The 18990-nt window shown below is 54.9% G+C and carries 16 protein-coding genes; 11 read left to right on the top strand and 5 right to left on the bottom strand.

Going from position 1 to position 18990, the window contains the following annotated elements:
• The first annotated feature begins 869 nt into the window (after positions 1-869).
• Positions 870-1700 carry an IclR family transcriptional regulator gene (locus NMP98_RS15975; RefSeq protein WP_254858854.1) on the top strand — a complete coding sequence of 277 codons (831 nt, stop codon included), beginning with the start codon at positions 870-872 and terminating at the stop codon, positions 1698-1700.
• A gap of 151 nt (positions 1701-1851) precedes the next feature.
• Positions 1852-2268, top strand: coding sequence for an EamA family transporter (locus tag NMP98_RS15970; protein ID WP_254858853.1), 417 nt, complete (start codon positions 1852-1854; stop codon positions 2266-2268).
• A 3-nt stretch (positions 2269-2271) separates the two neighbouring features.
• Here NMP98_RS15970 and NMP98_RS15965 read toward each other — a convergent pair whose 3' ends face one another.
• Positions 2272-3078: an enoyl-CoA hydratase/isomerase family protein gene (locus tag NMP98_RS15965; RefSeq protein WP_254858852.1), complete on the bottom strand. Its 807-nt coding sequence runs from the start codon at positions 3076-3078 to the stop codon at positions 2272-2274.
• Positions 3079-3158: 80 nt separating this feature from the next.
• On the opposite strand from NMP98_RS15965, the gene NMP98_RS15960 reads away from it, so the two are divergent.
• The 4 genes from NMP98_RS15960 to NMP98_RS15945 all read left to right on the top strand — a co-directional run bounded on the left by NMP98_RS15960 (position 3159) and on the right by NMP98_RS15945 (position 6557).
• Positions 3159-3626 carry a VOC family protein gene (locus NMP98_RS15960; protein WP_254858851.1) on the top strand — a complete coding sequence of 156 codons (468 nt, stop codon included), beginning with the start codon at positions 3159-3161 and terminating at the stop codon, positions 3624-3626.
• Positions 3627-3734: 108 nt separating this feature from the next.
• On the top strand, positions 3735-4850 hold the full coding sequence (locus NMP98_RS15955; RefSeq protein WP_254858850.1) for an ABC transporter ATP-binding protein: 1116 nt from the start codon (positions 3735-3737) through the stop codon (positions 4848-4850).
• Between the two features lie 26 nt (positions 4851-4876).
• Complete coding sequence (locus NMP98_RS15950; protein WP_254858849.1) at positions 4877-5761, top strand: ABC transporter permease; 885 nt, start codon at positions 4877-4879, stop codon at positions 5759-5761.
• Positions 5754-6557, top strand: coding sequence for an ABC transporter permease (locus NMP98_RS15945; RefSeq protein ID WP_254858848.1), 804 nt, complete (start codon positions 5754-5756; stop codon positions 6555-6557). Before NMP98_RS15950 ends, NMP98_RS15945 begins: the two co-directional genes overlap by 8 nt.
• Before the next feature lie 79 nt (positions 6558-6636).
• Here the strand turns inward: NMP98_RS15945 and NMP98_RS15940 are convergent, their stop codons facing one another.
• Positions 6637-8151 carry a class I adenylate-forming enzyme family protein gene (locus tag NMP98_RS15940; RefSeq protein ID WP_254858847.1) on the bottom strand — a complete coding sequence of 505 codons (1515 nt, stop codon included), beginning with the start codon at positions 8149-8151 and terminating at the stop codon, positions 6637-6639.
• Between the two features lie 101 nt (positions 8152-8252).
• On the opposite strand from NMP98_RS15940, the gene NMP98_RS15935 reads away from it, so the two are divergent.
• Positions 8253-9389, top strand: a complete 1137-nt coding sequence (locus tag NMP98_RS15935) for an acyl-CoA dehydrogenase family protein (RefSeq protein WP_254858846.1) — start codon at positions 8253-8255, stop codon at positions 9387-9389.
• Positions 9390-9403: 14 nt separating this feature from the next.
• Here NMP98_RS15935 and NMP98_RS15930 read toward each other — a convergent pair whose 3' ends face one another.
• Positions 9404-10828, bottom strand: a complete 1425-nt coding sequence (locus NMP98_RS15930; RefSeq protein ID WP_254858845.1) for an aldehyde dehydrogenase family protein — start codon at positions 10826-10828, stop codon at positions 9404-9406.
• A 520-nt stretch (positions 10829-11348) separates the two neighbouring features.
• On the opposite strand from NMP98_RS15930, the gene NMP98_RS15925 reads away from it, so the two are divergent.
• Entirely contained in the window at positions 11349-11714 is a 366-nt protein-coding gene (locus NMP98_RS15925; protein WP_254858844.1) for a universal stress protein, read from the top strand.
• 86 nt (positions 11715-11800) lie between these two features.
• On the opposite strand, the gene NMP98_RS15920 is transcribed toward NMP98_RS15925, so the two are convergent.
• Complete coding sequence (locus NMP98_RS15920) at positions 11801-12970, bottom strand: ABC transporter substrate-binding protein (protein WP_254858843.1); 1170 nt, start codon at positions 12968-12970, stop codon at positions 11801-11803.
• 620 nt (positions 12971-13590) lie between these two features.
• On the opposite strand from NMP98_RS15920, the gene NMP98_RS15915 reads away from it, so the two are divergent.
• Positions 13591-14970, top strand: a complete 1380-nt coding sequence (locus tag NMP98_RS15915; RefSeq protein ID WP_254858842.1) for an aspartate aminotransferase family protein — start codon at positions 13591-13593, stop codon at positions 14968-14970.
• 58 nt (positions 14971-15028) lie between these two features.
• A complete protein-coding gene (locus NMP98_RS15910) occupies positions 15029-16711 on the top strand; it encodes a thiamine pyrophosphate-binding protein (protein WP_254858841.1) in 1683 nt (560 codons plus the stop codon).
• A gap of 19 nt (positions 16712-16730) precedes the next feature.
• Here the strand turns inward: NMP98_RS15910 and NMP98_RS15905 are convergent, their stop codons facing one another.
• Positions 16731-17717, bottom strand: a complete 987-nt coding sequence (locus NMP98_RS15905) for an LLM class flavin-dependent oxidoreductase (protein WP_254858840.1) — start codon at positions 17715-17717, stop codon at positions 16731-16733.
• Positions 17718-17888: 171 nt separating this feature from the next.
• Between NMP98_RS15905 and NMP98_RS15900 the strand changes: the two genes are divergently transcribed.
• A complete protein-coding gene (locus tag NMP98_RS15900; RefSeq protein ID WP_254858839.1) occupies positions 17889-18878 on the top strand; it encodes a C-terminal binding protein in 990 nt (329 codons plus the stop codon).
• The last annotated feature ends 112 nt before the right edge of the window (positions 18879-18990 follow it).

The raw sequence follows: 18990 nt of genomic DNA, 5'->3' as shown, positions 1-18990 counted from the left end.
GTCCCAATAACAATAACAACACTAATGATGTTATCCGACTCTCGCCATCATAAGGAATCTACTAGCGCTTTGTAGTCACACAACAAAACTAGCAGCATTAGTGGTGATAGAGATTTTATACTGAGTACTTACAACCGTCTTAGCTGTGAAATTCGAAGCTATCGTATTGAGGCTACCCACGGAACCGCTCTTGTTTCTCGGATCCCCTTTGTGGTGTTGTTGGGTGCTTGAATTGCCGGGCGATTTCGGAGCTCCGTACATGTATACGAGCGATTACTCGAATCAGATTACTAACCTCTACAGTATATCCGTAGCATGATTCAGATACCCGTAGGTTTCGGTATACGAAAATACCGATTATCATGGTGGCTGGCGTGACCATTGTCATAAATGCACACACTTGTAGCTCTATTTAGAGTGATATGGCCAATTATTTCACTATTCGAAATGGCTTGCAGCCCATTGATGATCGATGGATTTCCCCTTATTATATTATATTAGTAATAAATGATCCGGAAAAGAGCTTACGTTGGTCGATTTTTTCCTATCGATTATTGAAAATATGTATTGGTTACCATGGCGGCTTATCGATCTCTGATGAGCTACTCTGACCTTTTCGATAGTTCGAAATAATGCTTTTAGTGGCCTAAGCGGGCCTTCAGAGCAAAATTTGAACCAACTGGAGTGCCACAATCTACGCCTGACCTGCCCTTCAGCAATTATGAGACCAATTCACACACGTATATTTCGAGTATCGAAATAGATCTGCCGTTGCGGTCGTGAGTATAGTCTCAGTTGACTCATTTATTTTTTGCCTGATACTTTTCGAGTATCGAAACGATTTTCATTGAGTCTGTCTAAAGTGAAGTATGGAACACAAAGAAACAATTGAGACTATCAAGACTACAGAACGGTCCTTGGATGTCATCCAAGAGATTCAGAAGTCGGCCGGTGCTACACTCGGGGAAGTGGCTGAAGCACTCGATATTTCGAAAAGCACGGCATACAAGCACCTGATGACGTTGACTTCCCGTGGGTACCTCGTCAGAGAAGACGATCAGTTTCATCTTGGTTTGAAATTCGTGAATCGAGGGGAGTTCGCACGAGCCCGGCGACCTGCTTACCGGATAGCCGCTGAAAAGGTGGACGAACTGGCTGAAAAAACTGACGAGGAAGTCGATTTCGTTGTCAAAAACGACGGACGGGTCATGACGGTTCACCTTTCCTACGACCTGAATAATCCTTTTCAGGAGAAGAGTGTCGATCAGTCTAACAAGCACTGGCGGACCGGCACCTACTATCATTTCCACTGTATCGCAGCCGGCAAAGCGGTTCTCAGCACGCTGTCGGATGCCGAGATTGAGTCAGTAATTAACCGATGGGGTCTCCCCAAACGGACCGAGCAAACAATCACGAGCAGAGAAGAATTGTTCGCAGAAGTGGAGACAATTCGAGAGCGAGGGTGGGCATACTCTGAGGGGGAGTACGTTGACGGTCTTGCTGCAGTTGCGATGCCGGTGTATGAACCTGACGGCGAGGCCGTCGGCGCACTAGCAGTCAACGGTCCTACTTACAACTTCCAAGGTGAGACTCGGCTCGCGGAAATTCGTGGCGTACTCGCCGACGTGGTTGAATCCTTCGAGGAGGACCTCGCTGATGTGGAGGAATCTGATCCCTTCCTTGAGGGCCGAATGCTCTAAACGGAGCCACAGCAATGGAAATTTATGCGAGAGGATCACATACGCTATTAGTATGACCTCAGTTCATAGCGCGAGACGGATGCTTTTCAGTCAAACCTCACCTCGCAAACTGGTAACGTGGCAAGCCAGACACGGAGGCGAGGCCTGAGTGATGGGTGGCACGCCCACCGCGATGACGTACGCTCTCGGGGCGATGGTTCTGTGGGGGGCGTGGGGTATCTTGGCCAACCACGCTCTAGAACACATGTCAGAGACTGCAGTCTTGCTGGCGACGTATGCCGTCGCCATCGGTGTTGTCATCGCGCTTAATCCTAGTGTCTCCGATAGCCTGCCGACGACAATCGGACTGGTGTTTGCCATAGGCGCTGGTATCACAATGAGCTTAGGCACCTTGCTATACTATCAGTCTGTGAAAGTTGGTAAGCTCAGCATCGTTCCGGCTATTCCAGCGCTTTATTTTGTCGTTACGACCCTGTACGGCGTCACCATATTGGATGAGTCACTGAATCTCTCTCAGGTGGCCGGCATCATTCTAGCCGTTATCGCAATTGTCCTATTAACACGATAGAGCCTACCGCCCGGTCCATTCTGGCTCGCGATCCTCATCAAACGCGGCAACGCCCTCGGCGTGATCTTCAGTCCATAATAATGGTTGGTAGACTTGGCGTTCGTACTCGAGTGCCTCCTCACGCGACATCCCCTGACCGGTGTCGACAGTGTTCTTGACTGCTCGAATCGACAATGGCGGCTTGCTCACCAGATCGTCGACAAACTCCGCAATTCGACCATCGAGATCTGCGGTGGGCACTGCGTCAGTGACCAACCCATCTTTGAGAGCGGTGGATCCATCGAAGCGCTGACCAGTCATACAGAGTTCTTTCGTGCGCGCCGGGCCGACCAGCGGTTGGAGCCGCTGCGTTCCGCCACCGGAAGGGAATAGGCCAATATCTACCTCGGGGAAGCCAAACTCACTTTGGAGGCTTGCGATTCGGAAGTCACAGGCTAAGGCAAGTTCAAGACCACCGCCTAGACAGTACCCGTCGATTTTGGCAATAACGGGTACATCGTAGGATTCCAGAGCGTTGGTCGCCGCTCGCCAAGCGCGCTCCTCAACTGGGTATGTTTTCTCGTCGAATTGGGAAACATCGTAGCCAGCTGAGAATGCACGGTCTCCAGCTGCCTCAAGCACCAATGTGTTGACAGCGACGCCGTCTGCTTCGGCGTCGTACTCTTGGCAGGCATCTACTGCTTCGGCGATGCCTTCGAGCATCGCATCGGTAATAGCATTGAGTTTGTCTGGGCGGTTTAGCGTCAACGTGGCCACGCCACGATCCGTATCGAACTCGAATCGCAGGTGGTCGGTATCAACAGTTGTCACAGTATCTCTTGGCATGGTCTCCACTATAATTCTTGTGTGGGGAAATGTTCAAGGCAGCGGTCGTGGAATAGGGGGAGTGGATGTCCGAAACAGATCCACCGACAGACATTCGGGTCGACCACATCGGCGTGGCAGTCTCAGATGTTGCCGACGATTCGCTGTTCGACCTGCTAGGTGTATCGCTGGTTGATCGAGGCCTTGGTCCCGATGACGCCTTCCGGTACCACTACTACGACCTCGGCGACGCAAGCCGCTTGGAACTCATCGAGCCAGTGGCTGATTCATCATTCCTCACCGACTACCTCAATCGGTACGGAGAGGGGGTTCACCACGTCACCTTGGAGGTGGCCGACCTTGACGCAATGATTGCCCACCTCGAAGCTCACGATATTCGAGTTGTTGATTACGCTCGGGTCGACGGGTTTGTTAACGCGTTTATCAGTCCTGATGATGCTAATGGCGTACTGTATCAACTTGTTGAGTACGATGAGGACTTCGATGACGCTATCGGAGGCTGTCCACTGTCGCACACGGTATCAAGCGAGTGAGTGGCGCGGGTTACCAGAACAATTATGGTGAGGCGTATGATTTGGCATGACATGGAATCGAACGGTAAGATCGAAGTTATCCCGAAAGCACTGAGAGGGAAGTAACCAATGGCAGAGTTACATACCGAGAACCTCGTGAAGGAGTTCGGCGACCTAGTCGCCGTTGACGATGTTTCTCTGTCCGTTGAAGAAGGGGAACTATGGTGTCTGTTGGGCCCAAGCGGCTGTGGTAAGTCAACGACGCTGCGGATGCTCGGCGGGCTCGATCAGCCGACTGAGGGGTCCATCCACATCGGTGATGAGGAGGTCACGGGGACTCAACCATATGAGCGCAATACCTCAATGGTATTCCAGAGCTGGGCACTGTTCCCCCACAAGACAGTATTGGAGAACGTTACGTTCGGTTTGAAGATGGATGGTGTACCGAAGGATGAACGTCTTGAGAGGGCCGAACGGTTCCTCGAGATGGTGCAGATGGGTGAGTTCGCCGACTCATCACCACGTGACCTCTCCGGCGGCCAACAACAACGGATTGCCCTGGCCCGATCGTTGGCGCTCGATCCTTCTGTCCTCCTGCTGGACGAGCCACTGTCAAACCTCGACAAGCGCCTCAAGGAGGAGATGCAAATCGAACTTAAGCGGATCCATGAGGAATTGGAAAAGACAATGATTCACGTCACCCACGACCAAGACGAGGCATTCACCCTGGCCGACCGTATTGGTATTATGAACCAGGGAGAACTCGTCCAGGTGGGCGAGCCACGGGAGGTGTACGCCAACCCTAAGAACCAATTCATCGAGGAATTCCTTGGCGACACCAACTTCCTGACGGGTACGGTTGCTTCGGTCGGTGCCGACCGCATTGCTGTCGAGACTGGCCATGGAAACGTCCTCGACCTCCCGGTAAGTGGTGTTAGTTCGGTCACCGAAAACGACACGGTGACGGTCTCGCTCCGACCGGAGAGGCTAGCTGTTGAGGCCATGGCTGCTGACTCCGTTCGCTCTGACGGATCGGGTAATCGGAATTCGCTCAAAGGCGAGGTGACAACGACGCTGTACCGCGGCTCGACGATCCGCCACTATCTAGACATCGGTGGCGATGAAGTGTTCGTCGAGAGTGATGTTGGGCGGGGCGAACCGTTCGACACTGGTGATGTCGTCACAATCAGCTGGGATCCCGAAGATCTTCTCTGCTTCGACGGGAACCAAGAGCGGCTAGCCTGATCATGAGCACTGTAACATCCTCTTTGATGGACCGAATCGGCCGTCTCTTACAGCGTGGCTCAACGAGATCCAAGTTGCTGATGGTGCCGCTGGCAGTGTTTGAGACGGTATTTTTCGTCATTCCGCTGCTGTACCTAGTTCGTCTCAGTCTGTACGAGCCGACTAGTAGTGGTGCCTACGCTGAAGGCACTTGGGCTATTACAAGCTACGTAAATGTCCTTACGTCGCCGTTTCTCCACGAAATACTCCTCTTCACGTTCAAACTGGCTGTGGTCTCGACAGTGATCACAGTCGCAATTGGCTTCGCGTACGCCTACGCAGTCTGGCGGTCTAGCGGTATTCGGCAGACCATCCTGCTTTTTGCGATGGTTCTTCCGCTTCTGACGACTTTGGTCGCCAAACTCTATGCTTGGGTACTGTTACTAACGCCAAACGGTACTATCAACCAGTGGTTGATCGGAGCGGGGCTAGTCAACCAGCCGTTAGCACTGATGAACAACTTCCTCGGTACCATAATCGGTCAAGTCTACATCTGTCTTCCCTACGCCGTTTTGGCCATCTACAGTGTCATGAGTACCCTAGAGTGGGACACCGTTGAGGCTGCCCATGACCTCGGTGCGAGTCGGCCTCGGGCGGTCCTGGAGGTCGTTGTCCCCGGCGCGATGCCAGGTATCGCCGTTGCGACAGTGATTACCTGGGCTTGGGGTGTCGGTGCCTACGCTGCCCCATCCCTGCTGGGGTCGAGTTCCGAGCGAACCTTCGCCGTCGAGGTGGAGAATCGCCTTCTCACTCAGTTCAACTGGCCCGAAGCTAGTGCAATGGCACTGCTCATTTTTGTGCTAGTGTTGGTCAGTGTACTGCTTCTGTTCAACTTCCTGAACCGCTATGGCGGAGGTGACCACGATGTTTAATCGCGAACAGGCTGAGAACTGGCTGTTTAAGGGCTTCTACAGCTTGGTGATTTTCGCCATGCTGGCGCCGCTTGCAGTCGTGGTTTCGACATCCGTCGCAAAGTCAGGGAATCTCTCGTTCCCACCCGAACAGATCGCGCTCATCTGGTACGAAGAGTTCTTGCGAGACGATCGCTGGATGCGGGCGCTGACTAACAGCGCCATCACTGCCACGGCAACGATGGTCCTCTCGACGCTTCTGGGCGTGACTGCAGCTCTAGGTGTCCGTGGCGCTGGCCCACGCTGGTCCCGGGTTATCGTCCCAATGGCACTGCTTCCATTGCTGATCCCCGCGGTAGTTATTGGAGTCACGCTGCTGATGTTCTTCAGCGAGTTCCAGCTCCAGCAGACTCGCATAGGGATTGTCCTAGCTCATTCGCTGTGGGCAACGCCGCTGGTCTTCTTTATTATGCAGGCGGTGCTTTCCCGATTCGACTGGGAGTTGCGTGATGCCAGTATGGACTTGGGCGCCGGCCCTCTGCGCACTTTCGGCGAAATCGTAATGCCGAGCATCCGCCACGGTATCTTCGCCTCGGCGATGATAGCATTCATCATCAGCCTTCAGGAATTCATCATGGCCCTATTTTTATCAGGCTACGACACGCGGACGGTGCCAGTACTTGCTTGGACATCGCTCCGTCAGTCGTTGAGTCCGCTGATCAGCGTCGTCACCACAGTACTGATCCTTGCGGCACTTGCACTGCTAATTCCGGCAGCCTTCGTCCTCGGACTCGAACGGCTCTCCAAGCAGCTCTGAGTCGGCTCTTTCCTTTTGACAAAAAGCGCACGGAACTGGACCCGTTCTGGATCCATCTGCCCGTAAAAAGCGGACGTCGTTAGACCCGCTCTCGTAGCGTGTCGCGGTCGACCTTCCCTACATCGTTTAAGGGGAAACTGTCGACGAATTGGACTTCGCGTGGGTGTTTGTAGGCCGCAAGCTGTTCTAGACAGTGCTCTCGAACAATCGACTCAGTGACCCCGCTATCTGTTCGGGAGACAACTGCGACCGGCTTCTGGCCCTTACGCTCGTCGTCACGGCCGACAACGATCGCCTGCTTGACGCCGTCGAGGTCCTCAATGGTCGCCTCGACTTCCTGTGGGTAGACGTTGTGCCCGCCACAGAGAATGGTGTCATCCAATCGGTCAAGAATATACAGGTAGTTGTCCTCGTCCCGTTTGGCTAGGTCTCTGGTGTAGAACCATTCGCCATCAAAGGCTTCCTCCGTTAGTTCAGGACGTCGGTAGTACTCATCCAGCAGAGGCCGACCCCGCAGCCGGAGTTCACCGGGTTCGCCTGGGGGTTGTTCCTCGCCCGTCTTAGGATCAACAATGCTAGCCTCAATGAGCGAATCCTCCATCTGGCCAACGCTCGGCGGCCGGCGCTCATTATATCGGTCTTCCCAGATACCGGCTATGAATGTCTCCGTCATGCCATAGCCGTTCAACACCGGACAACCTAACAACGCCTCCGAACGCTTGATCAGATCGGCAGTGACATCCGACCCGCCAATAACTGCCGTGTGCATCGCCTCGCAGTCATAGGTACCGTCGTCGAGTGCCAGCCAGTCCTGAAACATCGTCGGCACCCCGGAGAAGGCGTTAATATCGTACTCATCGAGAAGTTTGAGGGTAGATTCGGCATCCCAGTCCTCATAGAGGACAACCTCTCCGCCGATCTTCAATGTCGATGTGACGATGCTTGCCCCGGTGCAATGATACAGCGGCATAGCCGCCAAGAACCGGTCGCCAACGGTTAGTTCGTAGGAGACTGCACAGGCATCCGAAACGGCAATCACCGTATCATGAGTGTGTACTGCCCCGCTGGGTTGACCCGTTGTTCCAGAGGTATACAGTAGGAATGCCGGTGTATCGGCACTGGTGGGTGGAATTCGGTAGCCTCCGTCCGCGGTTTTGAGTGAATCAACAAAGTCAACGGAAGTCGCTGTGGTCCCGTCGACGGTCAGCCACGTTGTCTCCATCGGGGCAATGTGACTAACACGGTCGGCGACGGCAGTTGTTGAGACAATGGCGTCAGGATCAGCTTCTGGGAGAATGTGATCGAACTCACCTTCGCGGTACTCGGGGTTGATAGGTGCGACCATCGCCTCGCGGGCAAGCCCGGCTAATGTCCCGACGATGAACTCGTAGGAGTTTGGCAAGGCGAGGGCTAGAACATCGCCGGCTTCGACACCATTGTCAGCCAGTACGGCCGCTCCGCGCTGGACATCAGACATGAGTTCCCCGTATGTCCATGTTTTCTCCTCATCCCGTACAGCAACTGCTTCGGGCTGCGCCAGTGACTGAAGGCGCACATAGCTCACGTAATTCATCGATTGGATGTACCCCGGCATAGAGTGGGAGGGTTATTAAATATTCATCCCCGATGTAGTCGGCAGCGTGTCACGCCATGACACCGGTAGCTATAATTAATGGAAGGGAGTAACGTTGGAACATGCGATTGACGGATGAGCAGCAGTTTATCCAGAAGCAGGTACGCACGTTCGCCACGGAAGAAATAGAACCTATCGCCGTTGAATACGAACACGACGGTACGTATCCGTGGGACGTCGTTGGGGAAGCCGCAGAGATGGACCTTTTGGCCCCCGGTTTCCCGGAGACAGTTGGCGGAGCAGGTATGGATTTGGTGACGGATTTGATTGTCAACGAGGAACTCCACCGGGCCGACCCTGGAATTGGTGAGACGGTCACTTCCATTACGTTCGGTTGCGAGTCGATTCTTGAGTACGGCACTGAAGAACAGATCGAACGGTACGTGGAGCCTGCGACAGCAGGTGAGAAGGTGAGTGCCGTCGCCATGACCGAACCCGAGGCTGGTTCGGACTTCGCAAACATCCAGACCACTGCTGAACGCGACGGCGACGAGTACGTCCTCAATGGCGATAAGGTATTCATTTCCAACGGTAGTGTAGCTGATTTCATCGTCGTCTACGCGCGGACCGGATCACCTGATGAACCCCACAAGGGTATTTCGGCGTTCATCGTCGACGCTGACGTCGACGGCTTCGAGGCAACTCCGATGGATGGATACTTGGGCCCCTCGACGACGGATCTCGGGCAACTGTTCCTCAGTGATGTCCGCGTCCCGGTCGAAGCCCGTCTCGGTGAGGAGGGTCAGGGCTTCTATCAGGCTATGGAGTTCCTCGATGAGGGACGACTCAGCGTTGCAGTTTCTGCCGTTGGCGCCGCCCGAGGCGCGCTCGACCTCCTTGAGGAATACATTGACGAGCGCCAGGCTTTCGGCGCCCCGATTTCAGATAATCAAGCAGTACGCCACCGGGTGGCTAATCTCCGTGCACGGCTTGCGGCTGCTCGAGCGCTCGTTTATGACACCGCTAAAGCCGTCGAAAGCGATGAGCCCGTTGATACCGAGCGAGCGGCGATGGCCAAGCTCGTGGCGACAACGTTGTTTGAGGACGTTGCCAGCGAGGCTGTCCAGCTTCACGGCGGGTACGGATGCTTCGACGAGTATCGTGTGGAGACGTTCTTCCGATTCTCGAAGATTCCCCAGATTTACGAAGGAACGAACGAGATAATGCGAGAAGTCATCGGCGACGCAACTTTCGACTGACGTTCTGTGTGCGGCTATTCGCTGTAATCGACCGCTATCGCCTTGGTCGTCGTCATTGACTCGAGGTGCCAAACCCCTTTGAACTGTCCACCGCTGCCACTTTCTTTGACACCACCGAAGGGAAGCTGGTGCTCCCAAGCATTGTTCGTTCCGTTGACTACGACTCCGCCAGCCTCAATGTCGTCTGCAGCACGCAGGGCGCGGTCCACTGAATCAGTAAACACTGCTGATTGTAGCCCGTATCGGGAATCGTTGGCCACAGTGATGGCCTCGTCGTAGTCGCTCACCTCTAGAATGGGGGTGACTGGTCCAAAAGTTTCCTCGCGAGCGACGGCCATCGAAGGTTCAACTCCTGAAAGTACCGTGGGTTCGATATACCGTTCACCCACTTCGCCGCCAGATTCGACAGTTGCCCCGTTGGCGACGGCATCGGCGACTTGCTCGCGTACCGTCTCCCGAACATCATCGTTGATTGGTGGTCCGACGTCTGTCTCGGGATCTAATGGATCACCGACGGTTAGTGCAGCCGTCTTTTCCGCGACGGCCGTCACGAGTTCATCATAGATGCCCGGAGTTGCCAGAACGCGCTCGGTTCCCGAACAGGACTGCCCGCAGTTGTAATTACTTCCGAAGACGATGTGTTCGGCAGCGGCCTCGATATCGGCATCATCAAAGACAAGTACGGGATCTTTGCCACCCATCTCCAGCAAACACTCGGCGCTGTGGTTAGCGGCGCTCGCCGCAATACCTTGACCGACAGTGGTTGATCCAGTAAACGCGATCAAGCGAATCTCGGGGTGATTGACTAACGCTGACCCGACGGTGCTGCCGCGCCCGGTCACAAAGTTGAACGCCCCTTCAGGTAGTGGGCTCTCGGCGAAGGCCTCGGCGATATGATGCCCAATTAGCGATGTCGTGGCGGCCGGTTTCCAGACAACCGGGTTGCCCACTGCGATGGCTGCACAAAGGTGCCCCATCGGGATTTCGAACGGGTAGTTCCACGGTGTTATGATACCGGTTGGGCCGTATGGCTCACGTCGGGTAAAATTAAGACGGTCCGGCATGCTTGAGTGGGTCACATCACCGAACAGCCGGAGGGCGTCCTCGCCGTAGGCACGCGCCGAGTGGATGCCGCCATCGACCTCTGCATGAGCCTCGGACAGCGGCTTTCCGACCTCACGGGCCAGTGTCTCGGCTAGTTCATCGGCGCGTTCACGCAGGTGGTCCGCGACCGCCTCCAAGCCTTCGGCCCGGTCTCCGACGGTCATATCGGCGAGCGTGTCGCTTGCCCGCTCAGCGGCCGCCACCGCACTAGCAACATCACGTTCAGTACCAGACGGTACCGTGGTTAGAACTGCGTCGTCAATGGGGGACGTTACTTCGATCGCTGCGCAGTCGTCACTCTCACACCACTGACCGTCGATATACAGATCGCGCATGCTAGCCGGGAGGTGGAACTATCGTATAAATTTTTGGCGTAATGCGGCGGGAAACTCCTACGCTAGGCAAACGTTCCAGACCCAGGCGAACTTTCGAAGCTACTTGTTCGTAGTTTCTCCATTGTGTTCGATAAATGAGGTGCAGAGCACGTCGAAGTAGCGCTTCAGATTTTGATTCACAGTTCAATTCAGCTTCGTATGCTATCGAAGTGTGTAACGCCGTGTTTGGTAACGACGGTGCCGATTCCTTCATCTGTCACTTCGTTTGACAGCGCTCATCCGTACAATTCGACGATTTTGGTCAGAAACCGCTGAGCCGTGTGACGGTTTACCGGTGGCATAGATGAGGTGGCACGTTTCAGGATCGACAGCCACAAACTCTGGTACGAGCCGATGCAGCTCAACTTCTCACTAAGATAGCGGTACCAATTGAGCATGCGATGGTTATTTGCAATGTGCTTACCAACCTGTAATTGTGTACCGAGTACTGTTACCCGTCGATGACGACCTTGATCGCTCGATGCGCCAAGCTACCTACGTTACGGACCTACCCGTCTCCCCCGATGAGATATCGGTCGTCGTGACACACGTATTGAATCGTGTTCAAGAAGATGCACCAACCGAGATGCGACAGCCGGAGCGGGTGAAGACAGTGAAACGGATCAGGGAGCTTCTTACTGAGAAAGGATATGACGTCAGTGTGGCCGCCGCGAATGCGCCGCCCACCGAGGGGATTCAAAAACTCGCTGACGAAGAAGACGTAGATGTTATTGTAATGGGTGGCCGCAAGCGAAGTCCAGCAGGTAAAGTCCTGTTTGGCAGCGTCACACAGTCGGTCCTGTTGAATACCAATCGACCAGTGGTCATTACTGGCGGCGGTGAGTGAACGCTTTCCTCTGCAGCGATACGGTTGAGAGCCGGGATCTCTCAAAAAAGTCGGTTTCTCTTCGGTAGGTGAGGTATCGAGATTGTTTAGCTAGACTGCTTGGCCTCGTTGTATGCTCCGTTGAACTTCTCTGAGTAGTCTGTCATGTAATCCCAATTAGGGAAGTTGAGTCTCTGTTCCATCTCCTCGTTGGTAGTCGGAAGGTCCTCGGCGACGAAGTCAGGGTATTCGCACTCGGAGTGGGATTTGACCTCCCAGCTCTCCTCGGACCACCGGCTCTGGATTTCGGGATCGAGCAGGAAGTTCAGATAGTGTTCGGCCATATCTCGCTTATCGGTCCCTCGGACAACACAGAAGTTATCGAAGTAGCCACCGGTAACCTCTGGAACAGCCAAATCGATATTCGTTGAGTCATCACGCGCCTTCAATTTTGAGGTTGCATAGTAGTATTGGCCGATATCGGCGATACCCTGTCTGAGCTGCTGCCAGACTTCCGCGCCTGAGGAGTACCACGAAGAAATATTGAGAGACTTGAGAGCGTCCCATGGCGCGGAATGGTACTGTTCGTCGTAGATCTCGCCGGTGCCATCAAGTTCGTCAGCGATTATCGCGCCGATCTGCATCGGATAAGCGTAGAACCCGCCATCAAGAGTGATATTTTTAGCCTCATCACTCTGCAGGTCAACCCATGTCGAGGGATCGAAATCAAGGTCCGCGTTGTACGGCATAGCAATCGGTTCGCCGTCAACCGGCACACCGTATTTGTTGTTATCACCACGGAATTCCTTGAGGAACTGGTGGACGCCTTCGTAGTTTGGGACGTTGTCGTACCGGACCGGCTCGAATAGTCCCGCCGAGCGGCCTTGGTAATAGTAGTAGCCGTCCGTGATTGTCACGTCGTAGGGAGGATTATCTTCCGGGGCGCTACGAATCTTCGAGAGGAGTTCGCTCCAGCCAGGGATTACTTTTAGAGTTGCTCCAGTCTCTTCTTCGTACCACTCTTTGATCGTATTTCGAAACCGCGTAGTATACTCACCGCTCCAAGTGGTTACGCGGAGTGTCTCCCCCGCAAATGGCTTGTCGTCGCTGGAACTACCGTTACCTCCATTGCCTCCATCGCCATTGCCCCCGCCGCCAATACAACCAGCCAAGCCGAAGGCAACCCCAGCCCCTGCAGTTCCGAGGAAGGTCCGTCGGGGTACTCCGACAGACGTATCTGATCCTGTCGAGCCGCAATTATTGTCATGCTTCGTCATTAGGTATCACGCTCCGATAACAGACCACATGAGGGCCAACATTAAATGTTTGGGATTGTCTCCCGATTACATTAAATAAAACAGAATTCGTCACTCGGAGAGCGTCCTTGAGGTGTTGCAGTCAGCGGTAGAGATAATTTCTCTCAGCTGATATGCTTGCCATCTCCCCCAGTCGCGGATCCTTCGAATAAGTATTCGATGGAGATGTCCTTACACAGTCCTCACAGTGTTTCTGGAGCTGCCATACCGGGTCGCGCCAGTCGCTCCGTACAATCTCCGCAATACCGACAACCTGCTTGGCCGAGTACCGAGCCGAAAACCCTCCCTAGAAGCACAGCGAAGACGTTCAGCTCAAGCAATCTCGCTAGGTGAAATGTAAACCGCTGCGACTTCACACACTGGGCGATCGTACGGGGGGTTCAGTTGCTGCGATTTTACCACTTGTCATCACGCGCTCGCGCCCACGCGCAAGTAAGCCAACTACCAGCGAGGAGAGAACCTGGAACCCACTATCATTATAGTACATAATTAGTTCTATTATGTCTTCAACAACTAGAATAAATGGGGCAAGCAAGCGTAGTAGCACAACCTATAACCGGGGGGGTTCCCTGTATTGAGATATGACAGTTGGCCCACCACCTGCAGAGCTACACTTATCAGACCATCCAAAGATGACCACTGCCCCGCCTGGGCCGAATTCCCGTGAACTGCTCGCTGCCCAATCCGAATTGGAGGCGAACACGGTTGCTTACCCAAAGAAGCTGCCAATCGCCCTTGATTCGGCTCGTGGGGCGACTATACGTGACGTCGACGGTAACGTCTACCTCGACTTCTTCGGTGGGATCGGAGTCGCCAACGTCGGTCACTCCAACCCCTATGTCCTCGAGGCTGCCAAGACACAGCAGGACGATCTTGTCCATACTATTGACTTCCCGACGGAGGCACGTGTGGAGTTCATGGAAGCGTTGGACGATATCGTTCCCGCTGACCTTTCGGGGTCGAGCAAAGTTGTTTTCGGTGGTCCAACAGGGACAAACGCCGTCGAAGCTACAATCAAATTGGCGAAATATAACACCGGAAACGACGCACTCGTCGGCTTCCGAGGTGGCTACCACGGTGGTACGTCCGGGTCACTTAGTCTCTCGGCTTGGTCAAGCTACAAGAGTGACTACGCGCCGTTACTTCCTGATGTCGTACACGCCCCCTATCCTTACCCGTTCCGTGAGGATCGGTCACCAGAGGATTCCGCTGAACGAGCGCTGGAAGAAATTCGTGAAATCGTTGCTGGCAAGCGCAGCGGCATCCCCGAACCAGCAGGAATCTGGGTCGAGCCCGTCCAAGGATCTGGCGGGGTCGTGGTTCCCCCAGAGGGCTTTTTATCTGAACTCGCAGCTATCGCTGATGAGAATGATGTTTTGTTAATCGCCGACGAGATACAGACCGGCATTGGGCGTACTGGCGAATGGTTCGCCTCAGATCATCACGAATTTACACCGGACGCAATCACTCTCGGGAAGGCAGTCGGGGGGATCGGTCTGCCCCTGTCGGCGACTGTCTTCGATGAGTCGCTAGATACCTGGGGCCCTAGTGCCCATGCGGGTACATTCCGTGGACACGTTCCTGCGATGGTCGCCGGTACCCGGGCTATCGAATATATTAAGGAGTACAATCTGCTGGAGCGTGCTGTGGAGCTCGGAGCCTACCTCGAGGATCGGCTTCGAGAGGCTGCAGATGGCAATCCTTTCCTCGGAGAGGTTCGAGGCCAAGGCGCCCTTGTAGGTGCAGAGTTTGTTACGACTGAAGGAGTGCCAGACGGTGATTACGTGAGCGAGGTCCAGCGTCGATGTCTAAATAAAGGGGTCATTGTCTGGAGCGGCGGTGTCGAGGGGAACGTTCTTCGGTTACTACCACCACTGGTCATGACTGATGAACAGGCCCGCGTCGGGATGGACATAGTCGTCGATACTGTCGAGGCCGTGGCTGCCGACCGGACAGCCTGACGACCGAACGTATTTTGTCATTGGCCCTCATCGGCCCTACATATCGTTGCCACATAGCATGTCAACCGACGATTATACCGGAGCGGACCTGTTCGTTGACGCCCTCGAGCAGTATGGCGTTACGCACCTGTTCGGTAACCCCGGCACGACGGAACTCCCCATTATGCGGGCGATAGCCGATTCAACACTCGAATACGTCTTGGGTCTCCACGAAGACGTAGCTGTCGGCATGGCCGGCGGCTACGCTTCCGCCCGGCGCTATCAGTCCCATCATGAGAACGTAAACCCGCTTGGCGTCGTGAACCTTCACGTTGCACCTGGACTGGCCCACGGTCTGGGAAATATTCAGAATGCCGCTTGGACTGGCGCCCCGCTGCTAGTGACAGCGGGCAACCACAGTACCCACTTCCAGCACGAAGAGCCGATACTCTCCGGCGACCTCGTGGACATGGTCGACGAGTACTGCAAGTACAGCGCCGAGATCCAAGATGTCTCAGCACTCCCGACGATGGTTCGTCGGGCAGTCCGGGTTGCCCTAACGCCACCGATGGGTCCGGTCTTCCTCGGGCTTCCGATGGACGTGATGATGGCTACGACCGACGACGAACCCGCTCGGCTGGGAGCAATACCTAGTGCTGGCCGAGGGGAACAAAAGCAGATTAAAGCGGCAGCCGATGCGCTTGAGACGGCCGACGAGCCAGTGATTGTCCTCGGTGACCAGGTCGCTCGGTCGGGTCACGAGGCTATCACTGCTGCTGTCGAACTGGCAGAAGCCACCGGTGCCGCCGTCTACAGCGAAATGATCACTGCGGAAATAAATTTCCCGCCGGACCATGACCAATGGGTCTCGTTTGTCTCACCCGGCGCAGATATGGCTAGAGCGGTCTTTGATACTGACACGCTCGTGTTCGTCGGCTGCTCGACGAATTCACCCTACATCCCTTACGACGAACCGTACATACCCGCTGACGCGACAACTATCCATGTCAACGCTGATAGTACTGAAGTCGGTAAGAACCAGCCGGCAGATGTGGCTGTTATCGGTGATCCTGGCGAAGTTATGGCTGAGGTAGCCAGTGCGGTCGAGGTTTCCGATGCTGAGAGTCAACAGCGCCAGGAAACAATCCCAACTCGCCGTGAGGAGGCCCGTGAATTTGTCTTTGCCGAGCGCGAGGACCGATCTGACGACAGCATCTCGAAAGCTGCGTTGGCTGACGCCATGGCCAAGGTAGTTCCAGAAGGATTCGTTGTCAATGAAAGCAATACCAGCAAGTACGCGTTGCTAACCCGTTGGAAGCTCCACCCAGAGCAATTCATTGCCAACAAGAACGGGGGTTTAGGTTATGGCCTGCCAGCAACGGTCGGTGCGGCCGTCGCTATGCGAGAACGTGAAAATGGTAGTCGGCCGGTAGTCGGATTTGTCGGTGATGGCTCGTATCTTTACTACCCCCAGACGCTGTACACTGCGGCCCGCTACGACCTAGACCTTACCGTCGTTATCCCCGATAACCGTAATTACCGTATCCTCAAGGACGGTATGCTGAACATCTTCGGTGGCACCGACGACGATCATGAGTATATCGGTATGGATTTCGACCCCGGTGTCAACTTAGTACAAAATGCAGAGAGTCACGGTGCGACTGGATTGCAGGTCGACCGGCGTGAGAATCTTGAATCCACGCTGCTAGAAGCTGTCGAGGCGGACGCCCCGGCTGTCATCAACGTACGGGTCCACGACTGAACAGTCGTATTCTCTCCGCTCAGTACTCACCTAGGTACTTCACGGTCGATTCCATTAGAGCAGGCTCTGCCGAGCGGGGGAAGAACCCAACTACCTCGTCAGCGGGCCCATCAGCGTAGGCGTCCAATTGGGTATGGGCTTCCTCAGGCGTACCGACGATAGCAGCTTGCTCTATCACCTCGTCGGTGACGGTATCTGCGGCGGCTTGGGGCCCCTCGTCGTGCCAAGTCTCGCGGACGGCGTCGGCCGTCTCCTCGTAGCCGGCTTCGGAGAGGGTACGGTGGTAGAAATCGCCCATTGCGCCAACGTAGAAGGCTATGTGGTGGCGCACCGCATCTCGAGCTGTCTCGCCGTCTTCGCTGATCGCCGCGACCGTGTTGGGTTGGACCGTCAGTCCGTTCGGATCACGGTCCCTCGATTCGGCGCTGTCGACGAACTCACTGTATAGCTCGGTGATACGCTGTCGCGGAACAAAAATCGGCATCCAGCCATCGGCAACTGCGCCGGCCATTCGGACGTTCGACTTACCGAGTGCACCGACGTATAGCGGAACATCACCGGACTCGCGATCGGCCCGGAAACGGAATCCCTCAAGCTCGAAGGCATCGCCGTCATGAGAGACGGTGTCTCCAGAGAGCACTTTCCGTATTACACTGATTGTCTCGGCCGTGTAGCCAATGGGTCGCTCAAAGGACTCTCCATGCCATTGTTCGATGACAGCTGGCCCGCTGGTACCCAAGCCCATAACGAACCTGTCGTCCGTCGCCTCCGCGACGGTTGCTGCCGCCTGACCGAGTAAGGCTGGCGACCGAGTGTACACTGGGACGATGCCCGACCCTAGGGTCACTTCGTCAGTCAACTGGGCGAGTTCACCCAGTACGGTGAATGCCTCCCACCCCCAGGTTTCACCGACCCAGACCGAATCAAGACCGGCGTCCTCAGCTTGGACGGCATACTCACGCATCTGTTCGTAGTCTAAATCACTGAGATTGACACCAATTCTCATGCGTTGTCCACCGACCGAGCTGTGAGATCTGCTGTTACTTGGTGCTGTGCTGCTGTCGCTACGCTATGATCCGCCATACCCGAACCATCCCTCGATATCACATTAAATCCTTGGATCGATCTGATAATTGATTGAGAAAACCCATATGTCGGTCCCGTTTGAACGAGGAATATGCCGACCGAGAAGCCTATTCGCGTTGTCCATCTTGATCCTGAAGGTTTCGCAAACCTCGACACCGAACGGACAATCCTCCAACGAGAAATTGACAGTGTGATATTCGATGAAGTTGATTCCTCTGGTGAATCCATCGGTACGGATGTTGATGGGGCCGATATACTGCTTACCCATTATAGCACGGTACCAGCCGAGGCGATAGATTCTACTGGTTGTTCGGTCATCGCGCGCTATTCAACCGGCGTAGACGGTATCGACGTGGCTGCTGCTACCGACCGTGGCGTGACGGTCACGAATGTCCCGACCTACTGCGACGAGGAAGTCGGTGAGCACGTCATCGCCTTGGCAATTTCACTGGTCAGGTCACTGCCTCACGCGGACGCTCACACAGCGGCCGGTGGGTGGCAATGGCAGTCGCTTCAACGTCCCCGCAGTGCTGGCGACCTCACTTTCGGCTGTTTTGCTTTCGGCCGCAAAGCCATGGCGGCAGCTGACCGGGCTGCTTCCCTTGGGTTTGAGGTCATCGCACATGACCCCTATATCGACGAACGTGATATACGTGAGGCAGGTGCTGAGCCGGTCACTTTCGAGGAATTACTCGAGCGAAGCGATGTCCTTTCGCTACATGCGCCGCTGACGGACCAGACTGAGGGGCTGTTCAATGCCGATGTTCTCGGTCGCCTCCCCCAAAATGCTATTCTGATCAACACTGCCCGAGGAGCGCTGGTTGATGAGAGTGCTCTAGTCGAAGCTCTTGAGGATGGACCGCTATCTGGAGCGGGATTAGATGTGCTGACAATAGAACCGCCACGATCGGACAATCCTCTCCTCGACCGCGACGATACAATTGTGACGCCACACATCGCTTGGTACTCCGATAGAGCCCTCGACCGTGTTCGAACTCGAGGAACCGAAAATGCAATTGCTGCGTTCCGAGGTGAGACTGTCAACGGCGTTGTCAACCCCGATGCTTTCGACAACCGCTAAACAATTAACGTCCACTCATCTCTGGAACGTGGTTGCTGGATCGGATTTCGCCGTCAAGAGTCTGTAAACAAATTCTACCCAGAAGTGGTCATACAAGGGGATGCCTTCAGAT

The sequence above is a fragment of the Natronomonas gomsonensis genome (assembly GCF_024300825.1).
In the GTDB taxonomy this organism is placed as follows: Archaea; Halobacteriota; Halobacteria; order Halobacteriales; family Haloarculaceae; genus Natronomonas; species Natronomonas gomsonensis.
The sequence above is the reverse complement of the archived record's forward strand: the minus strand, read 5'-3'. Positions and strand labels throughout refer to the sequence as shown.

Excerpts from the sequence above, each read along its gene's own strand:
- NMP98_RS15975 (WP_254858854.1), top strand. The coding sequence starts at position 870 with ATGGAACACAAAGAAACAATTGAGACTATCAAGACTACAGAACGGTCC.
- NMP98_RS15970 (WP_254858853.1), top strand. The coding sequence starts at position 1,852 with ATGGGTGGCACGCCCACCGCGATGACGTACGCTCTCGGGGCGATGGTT.
- NMP98_RS15960 (WP_254858851.1), top strand. The coding sequence starts at position 3,159 with ATGTCCGAAACAGATCCACCGACAGACATTCGGGTCGACCACATCGGC.
- NMP98_RS15955 (WP_254858850.1), top strand. The coding sequence starts at position 3,735 with ATGGCAGAGTTACATACCGAGAACCTCGTGAAGGAGTTCGGCGACCTA.
- NMP98_RS15950 (WP_254858849.1), top strand. The coding sequence starts at position 4,877 with ATGGACCGAATCGGCCGTCTCTTACAGCGTGGCTCAACGAGATCCAAG.
- NMP98_RS15945 (WP_254858848.1), top strand. The coding sequence starts at position 5,754 with ATGTTTAATCGCGAACAGGCTGAGAACTGGCTGTTTAAGGGCTTCTAC.
- NMP98_RS15940 (WP_254858847.1), bottom strand. The coding sequence starts at position 8,151 with ATGCCGGGGTACATCCAATCGATGAATTACGTGAGCTATGTGCGCCTT.
- NMP98_RS15935 (WP_254858846.1), top strand. The coding sequence starts at position 8,253 with ATGCGATTGACGGATGAGCAGCAGTTTATCCAGAAGCAGGTACGCACG.
- NMP98_RS15930 (WP_254858845.1), bottom strand. The coding sequence starts at position 10,828 with ATGCGCGATCTGTATATCGACGGTCAGTGGTGTGAGAGTGACGACTGC.
- NMP98_RS15925 (WP_254858844.1), top strand. The coding sequence starts at position 11,349 with ATGCGCCAAGCTACCTACGTTACGGACCTACCCGTCTCCCCCGATGAG.
- NMP98_RS15920 (WP_254858843.1), bottom strand. The coding sequence starts at position 12,970 with ATGACGAAGCATGACAATAATTGCGGCTCGACAGGATCAGATACGTCT.
- NMP98_RS15915 (WP_254858842.1), top strand. The coding sequence starts at position 13,591 with ATGACAGTTGGCCCACCACCTGCAGAGCTACACTTATCAGACCATCCA.
- NMP98_RS15910 (WP_254858841.1), top strand. The coding sequence starts at position 15,029 with ATGTCAACCGACGATTATACCGGAGCGGACCTGTTCGTTGACGCCCTC.
- NMP98_RS15905 (WP_254858840.1), bottom strand. The coding sequence starts at position 17,717 with ATGAGAATTGGTGTCAATCTCAGTGATTTAGACTACGAACAGATGCGT.
- NMP98_RS15900 (WP_254858839.1), top strand. The coding sequence starts at position 17,889 with ATGCCGACCGAGAAGCCTATTCGCGTTGTCCATCTTGATCCTGAAGGT.